The sequence below is a fragment of the Sulfuricurvum sp. genome, from assembly GCF_049305995.1.
Taxonomy (GTDB): domain Bacteria; phylum Campylobacterota; class Campylobacteria; order Campylobacterales; family Sulfurimonadaceae; genus Sulfuricurvum.
The window spans coordinates 1-7,110 of record NZ_JBAQPS010000261.1; the positions used below are offsets into that span (position 1 = coordinate 1).

7 protein-coding genes and 1 pseudogene are annotated in these 7,110 nt (G+C 43.5%); 5 read left to right on the top strand and 3 right to left on the bottom strand.

What is annotated here, in order from left to right:
- From WA010_RS08980 to WA010_RS09000, 5 genes and pseudogenes are all read left to right on the top strand, one after another.
- Window positions 1-413, top strand: a pseudogene (locus tag WA010_RS08980) (pseudaminic acid cytidylyltransferase); the annotation flags it as partial.
- A complete protein-coding gene (gene pseG, locus WA010_RS08985; protein ID WP_422556792.1) occupies window positions 410-1,273 on the top strand; it encodes a UDP-2,4-diacetamido-2,4,6-trideoxy-beta-L-altropyranose hydrolase in 864 nt (287 codons plus the stop codon). The pseudogene WA010_RS08980 and the gene pseG, both read left to right, overlap by 4 nt.
- The gene (gene pseH, locus WA010_RS08990) at window positions 1,239-1,706 is read left to right on the top strand and encodes a UDP-4-amino-4,6-dideoxy-N-acetyl-beta-L-altrosamine N-acetyltransferase (RefSeq protein ID WP_422556793.1); all 468 of its coding nucleotides are present in this window, start codon (window positions 1,239-1,241) and stop codon (window positions 1,704-1,706) included. The genes pseG and pseH overlap by 35 nt, the downstream gene beginning before the upstream one ends.
- A complete protein-coding gene (gene pseI, locus WA010_RS08995; protein WP_422556794.1) occupies window positions 1,703-2,758 on the top strand; it encodes a pseudaminic acid synthase in 1,056 nt (351 codons plus the stop codon). Before pseH ends, pseI begins: the two co-directional genes overlap by 4 nt.
- A complete protein-coding gene (locus WA010_RS09000) occupies window positions 2,749-4,074 on the top strand; it encodes a UDP-glucose dehydrogenase family protein (RefSeq protein ID WP_422556795.1) in 1,326 nt (441 codons plus the stop codon). Before pseI ends, WA010_RS09000 begins: the two co-directional genes overlap by 10 nt.
- A gap of 1 nt (window position 4,075) precedes the next feature.
- Here the strand turns inward: WA010_RS09000 and WA010_RS09005 are convergent, their stop codons facing one another.
- The 3 genes from WA010_RS09005 to WA010_RS09015 all read right to left on the bottom strand — a co-directional run.
- The gene (locus WA010_RS09005; protein ID WP_422556796.1) at window positions 4,076-5,134 is read right to left on the bottom strand and encodes a DUF354 domain-containing protein; all 1,059 of its coding nucleotides are present in this window, start codon (window positions 5,132-5,134) and stop codon (window positions 4,076-4,078) included.
- A 3-nt stretch (window positions 5,135-5,137) separates the two neighbouring features.
- Complete coding sequence (locus WA010_RS09010; protein ID WP_422556797.1) at window positions 5,138-6,241, bottom strand: radical SAM protein; 1,104 nt, start codon at window positions 6,239-6,241, stop codon at window positions 5,138-5,140.
- A 15-nt stretch (window positions 6,242-6,256) separates the two neighbouring features.
- A partial coding sequence (locus WA010_RS09015; RefSeq protein ID WP_422556798.1) for a B12-binding domain-containing radical SAM protein occupies window positions 6,257-7,110 on the bottom strand: 854 nt, incomplete at its 5' end.

Below are 7,110 nucleotides of genomic sequence, written 5' to 3' on the forward strand. Positions count from 1 at the left end.
AAAACGATTCGGTTATCGATTACGCCTGCTGTATCTATGCAACAGCGCCGTTTATCCGCTCAGAAGATATACGTGATGCCTATAACGCCCTTATCACCCATAACAAACAGTACGCTTTTCCTGTTACCACGTTCCCGTTTCCGATTCAGCGCGGCGTGAAGCGTGACGAGAGGGGAAATATCGAAATGTTTTATCCGGAACATTTCGCAACGCGCTCACAAGATCTCGAAGAGGCGTATCACGATGTGGGACAATTCTACTGGGGGACGCGGGACGCATGGCTAGAGGGGAGAGCGATCTTCTCCGATGCGGCGACAACGATCGTTTTGCCGCGCCATTTGGTGCAGGACATCGATACGTTAGAGGACTGGACGCGCGCCGAGTTGATGCACAAAGTGCTCCAAGCGCTATGAATCTCCTTATCCGTGCCGACTCTTCGAGTGCTATCGGATTGGGACACATTATGCGCGATTTGGTGTTCGCCGCTCAACATCCGCAGGATACGGTACAGTTTGCCTGCCAAAATTTGAGCGGCAATATCATTGATCAAATTCCCTATCCCGTCCACATTCTGGGTTCTAACGATCCCAACGAGCTGATAGCCCTTATTCGGGAACAGACTATCGATATGGTGGTGTTCGATCACTACGGTATCGATGCCGTTTTCGAGAAAAAGCTCAAAGATACTTGCGGAGTTACTATCCTCTCGTTTGATGATACCTATGAACACCACTATTGTGACATCCTCCTCAACCACAATATCTCAGCGAATCTGACTCGATACCGTGGATTGGTTCCTGAACATTGTGAACTTCACTGCGGTGCGGAGTACACGCTGATACGTGATGAGTTTAAAACCGAAAAGCAAATCAAACGAAAAAAAATCTATGATATTTTTATCGCGATGGGGGGAACCGATCCTACCAATATGACGCTGGATATTCTCAAAACACTGCGTGATGATATGAGTGTATGCGTCGTAACGACATCCGGAAATCCCCATCTGAATGAACTGGAAATCTTTGTTAAAGAGAAAAAAAACATTACGTTAGAAGTCAATTCAAAACATGTGGCACAGCTTCTCCATCAAAGCCGTTTAGCAATTATCACCCCCAGTGTTATGGTGCATGAAGTTCTTTATATGGAAATTCCCTTTATCGCGCTCCAGAGCGCTACTAATCAAGAAGATATGGTTGAGTATTTAGAAAAAGAGAACTATGTCGTTTTAAAGGAGTGGAATGTCGATGCGATTACTCGATTTTACAACGCTTGATACAAACCAGCTAACCTTGGTGTTATCGTGGCGCAATCATCCGAAAATTCGTGAATGGATGCTCCATCAGAATGAAATTTCTATGGAGGAGCATCTGCAGTTTGTCGAATCGCTAAAACGTAGAGTGGATAGACGCTATTTTTTGGTTCAACGAGAGGGTAAAAATATCGGCGTAATTGATTTCATGGATATAACGGAAAAATCTGCCGAACTAGGGCTATATGCAAATCCTCAGATGCGAGGTGTCGGGGAAACACTGATGAGAACGCTGATCGACTATGCGTTTGTAACCCTCAAGGTAAAAACGCTGATTGCCACTGTTTTTGTCGACAATGAGCGGGCTAAATATTTATACGAAAAATTCGATTTTGTAGAGACAAACCGAACCGCGTATGAAAAAAGAGAAATGATTAGAATGGAGCTGTATCAATGAAGATCGGACACCATAATACGGATGAAAAAGTATTTATCATCGCTGAACTCTCCGCCAACCACAACGGCTCGCTCGATACCGCATTGCGTACCATCGATGCGATGAAGGCTTCGGGTGCCGACGCGATCAAGCTTCAAACGTACACCCCCGACACGATTACCCTCAATTGCGACAGCGAGATGTTTACGATTTCACAGGGGACGCTGTGGGACAAACGGAAGTTTCATGATCTCTATGCCGAAGCGATGACTCCGTGGGAGTGGCATAGCATCCTCTTCGATCATGCCAAAAGTCTCGGGATGGAGGCATTTTCCTCTCCGTTTGATAATAGTGCCGTCGATTTTTTGTCTGAGTTGGACGTTCCGGCGTATAAGATTGCCAGTTTTGAGATCACCGATATTCCACTCATCGAATACACAGCTGCCAAGGGGAAACCGATCATCATCTCCACCGGTATTGCGACACTGAGCGACATCGAAGAGGCGATGAGTGCGTGTCGGCGTGTGGGGAACGACCAGATCACACTGCTCAAATGCACCTCCGCCTATCCAGCCGCGTTAGAGGAGATGAACCTTCTCACGATTAGCGATCTGAAAACCCGCTTTGGGGTGAATGTAGGGCTCTCCGATCACACGATGAGTCTCGCTGCCCCTGTTGCCGCCGTTGCTTTGGGGGCACGGATGATCGAGAAGCATTTTATTCTCGATCGCGGTATGGGCGGTGCGGACAGCGCGTTTAGCTTGGAACCGCAGGAATTTAAGATGATGGTCGATGCGGTACGCGACTGTGAAAAACTTTTGGGGAAAGTGACGTATGAATTAAGTCCGAAGAGTTTGAAATCACGGGAGTTTTCGCGCAGTCTGTTTATTTCCGAAGATGTCAAAGCCGGAGAAATCGTTACCGAGCGTAATGTACGTTCCGTTCGTCCCGGATTCGGATTGGCTCCAAAATATCTACCTAAAATTCTAGGAAAAAAGTTTACCTCAAATTATCCAAAAGGAACACCTTTATCCTATGATCAGATAATACCAACGGAGCCACCATGCGAATAACCATCATCGGAACTGGTTACGTCGGACTGGTCACAGGAACATGTCTGGCGGATATGGGCAATACGGTCATATGCGTCGATATCGACCGTGAAAAAATCGATAAACTATCCGCCGGTTCAATTCCTATGTATGAACCGGGTCTCGAAACACTGGTTATCTCAAACATCTCCAAACAAACGCTCCGTTTTACAACCGACCTGTGCACAGCACTTGCCGAATGTGAACTCTGTTTTATCGCAGTCGGTACCCCTCAGACACCTAATGGTCAAACCGATCTGAATTATGTTTTGGGTGTAGCTTCAGAAATTGGTCGCTGTATGCACCATTCAACGATCGTGATCAATAAATCAACCGTTCCGGTAGGAACAGCTGATAAAGTTCGTCTACATATTCAAACTGAACTCAATCGCAGAGGGGTATCGTTCGGATTTCACGTCGTCTCTAATCCTGAATTTCTCAAAGAAGGTTCAGCAATCGACGATTTCATGCATCCTGACCGAGTGATCGTAGGTGCAGATGATAATAACGCCATGAGCATCATGCACGATTTATACGCTCCATTTATGAAAACACGAGATCGCTTTATCGGTATGGATGTTCGTAGCGCCGAAATGACAAAATACGCCGCCAACGCAATGCTCGCATCCCGAATCAGTTTTATGAATGAAATCGCTAATATCTGTGAACTTACAGGTGCGGATGTCAATAAAGTCCGGATTGGTATCGGCAGCGACAGCCGCATCGGATATAGTTTTATCTATCCCGGATGCGGATACGGCGGAAGCTGTTTCCCAAAAGATATCCGTTCTTTAGCCTATACTGCCAGACACTACGGATATACTCCTCAGATGCTCGATGCAATCGAATCGGTCAATAACAGCCAAAAACATCTCATTGCCCGTAAAGTCGTTCATCGCTTTGGAGAGGATCTCAGCGGCAGAACTTTCGCTGTATGGGGTCTAGCCTTCAAACCCCAAACTGACGATATACGCGAAGCAAGCTCCATTACAATTATAAAAGACCTGATCGGAAGAGGTGCTACCATCCGTGCTTATGATCCCGAGGCAATGGAAGAAACTCAAAAGCTTTTTCCTGAAATCGTCTATCTTCCGAATAAATACGATGCCCTAGATGATGCTGATGCCCTCATTCTAGTGACTGAATGGAAAGAATTTCGAAGTCCTGATTTTGAAGAAATTTTACATCGACTCCGTACAGCGATTCTGTTTGACGGACGTAATCAGTATAAAGCCAAATGGCTCGAAACACTCGGATTTGAGTATCACCAAATCGGAGTAACCTCATCCCAACAATAGATTATTCCAAAATAGTCTTTACAATCGTATCAATCGCCACGTTCATTGTCCCAAAAACTGCATTGGCTCTCTCTTCTTGGCGTTGTGAAATCATCTCCGATGCCGCCTTCACCAGCTCTTCTTTCGTTGTAACCCATCGCATCATCTGCGTATCAATTTGGTATTTATCATAATGGCTCACGAAACTACGTGTCGAAATAGTCGGCGTTCCGAAATAACATGCTTCGGTATTAATCGTTCCGCCACCGCCGATAAAAAGATCACATTCTCGCAGCAAATGCTGAATAACCACCTTTTCCTCCAACACATACGCATAAGGGAATAACGCTTTAAGATAAGAGGCTTCATACCGTGGAATAATGACAATATTTCCCAATGCACTCAACTCTTCCATCGCATCGTAGAGAATCGGAAATTGTTTTGTTACGTAACTCGATTTATACTCCTCTTCCCGTAAAACGATCAAAGGGCGTGAACAATCTATCTTAAACGGTTCCAAAAGGGTTTTAACATACTCCGGATCATAACAAAACTCTTCGAGCCAAATGAGTGGATCTATAAAATCATAATTAAAAATCTGTTCGTCTTCCAATGAAAAACGTCTAAAAATTTCATCAGGGACAACAAAAGGTTTCAAAACTCGTGTCGAAAGCGGTAACGTGAGCCTCGCTTGCGGCAATGCCCGTTTAAAATTCTCCTCGCAATCCGAGAGAGGTATATCGTAAAAATTGATGATTGGAATTCCCAAACCAAACGCAATCCGGTTCGCATCAACACTGCATAAACAAACCAACCGATCAATATGATGATCGGCAATAAATTCCATCAACTCTTTTTGACGCTCCAATGATGCTGAAAGTTTATCCTTTAAATCAGCCCCACCGAATCCCCCGCGATTGACAAAATCAATCTTATACAATCGAAGCAATTCCACTACCTCGGAATAATCTTTCCCTTCACGTGCGCTCACAAGAACCTCATGCCCGCGCTTTTGAATTTCCATAATGATCCGTCGAAAAAATAGAACTGATTTAGGGGTAACGAGGTCAAACCATACCATAGTTTAAATGATCCCTTTGGCTTTATACTCATCATACCACCAAGGACGAAGAGGAATGATGTCGGTTTGACTGAACATAAAGCCATATTGACCGCCATCGTAATTCATCATTCCAACCGCTTTGATATTCGGTTCAATCAGTTCACATTTGTTTGCACATGTATAAAGGCAATCCTTCTGACACGCTTTATTCTCAATCGCATTCAACACCTCTTTGGCCTGCATCTGCTCAATTGCCTTGTCAAAACCACCGGCTTCTCTGATATTCCCTATTTTTAAATACGGGAGCCAAAGGAGGCATGGATATAAATTACCGTAAGGGTCAATATCGATATTTTTAGACCCCATGTAGCAGTTAAAATCTATATGTTCCCCATCAAATACCGCTTTTTGAAGCAAATATTTGCTCGCATATCTCCCCTTATCATAACCGATAGTTTTGAGCTGTCGATCAATCTCCGCCAACTCAGCTTCAGTATAGATGAAATCATTCTCACTAAGCTCTTCTTGGGTTACGTTGTCTTTCTTATTTCGGTATCGCTCAGGATTATATCTTCCATAGCCCAGATATAGCCCCACTCCCATCTCTTTTGCAAAATTATAAATCCACTCGATTAAATGGTAATTTTCTTTATAAATAGTAAATTGGAAGCGGATCAGTACCCCCGGAATTTTTTTGAGCCGTTCAACCGTTTCGATTGATTTTTTAAAACCATCTTTGTGAAGCCGAATCTTTGCGTTGGTCTCCTCATCGCCATCTAATGAAATATCCAGTCGGTAAAGGGGAGACTTTTGTAAAACGTATCTCGCAATCTCTTCATGTTTATCCGGAAACCATCCCGTGATAGGTGAATCAATAATAACATTCGGATGATATTTTTGGAGGCTGTCCACCACTCTGAGATAAGTGGGTGAGAGATGAGGCTCTCCTCCTGTAAGATGAACTTTTTTCAGATCTAAATATTGTGAGCTAAATACGCTGTCAAGCTCTTCGCTGGTTAATTCCTCTTTTTGACGGTTCGGAAGTTCCCACATGGAACAATATCGACAAGGTCCGGGACAAAACTCACTAACCGTATACGAAATATCTTCTATTTTAAAATCCATCTATCCACACCTTATTTACTCTAAAATTTGTCTTTTTAATTTGTTTTTTGTAATCTGTTCAATATGTTCTCGTACACTTAACCCAAATCTTGACTCTATCATATCGAGATATACCCGATTTTCAAAATAGTGATGAAATGCATTGTCTCGAAATCGAATAATCTCTTTCGCGCTCAAATGCTTGGTCGGGAGCGGAAGGATAGCGTAGCCGTGTTGTGAATAATCTTTCCACTCTTTCGGTAACGCCCAATTCTCTTTTAACGCCATCGTATACAGCTCTGATCCAGGATACGCCATCGCACAATAAAAATTCGCAAATTCACAATTAAGCTCAATCGCCATTTCTAAGGTTTCTTTGAGTGTATCTTCCGTATCGTCGGGCAGTCCGAAGATATAATTACCTATAACTCGTATATCGGCATTTTGTATTTGTCGTATAACCGTTTCGATGTCTTTAACTCTCATCTTTTTCGAAGCACCGTCTCTTACATTCGGATTCGCTGATTCAATACCCAATGCCAACCAATTGACACCCGCTTTTTTCATGGTATCAAGCGTCTCTTCTTTGATCGTATCGACTCTGGCATAGCACCATATATTCAAATCAAGTTTTTTCTCGATAATCAAATCCATAATTTTCATGTAATGGCGTTCATCCAACACAAACATCTCATCCACAAATTTAACATTTTTAACACCGTATTGAGTATGAAGCAATTCTAGTTCTTTCACCACAACTTCAGGTGTTCGGTACCGTATACCCGGCTTGCCGAAGGGGGCATTAATGCAACAAAATGTACACGAATATGGGCATCCGAGACTGGTATAGATAGCAGCATAGGGCATACGGTTACTAATATCATCAAAGC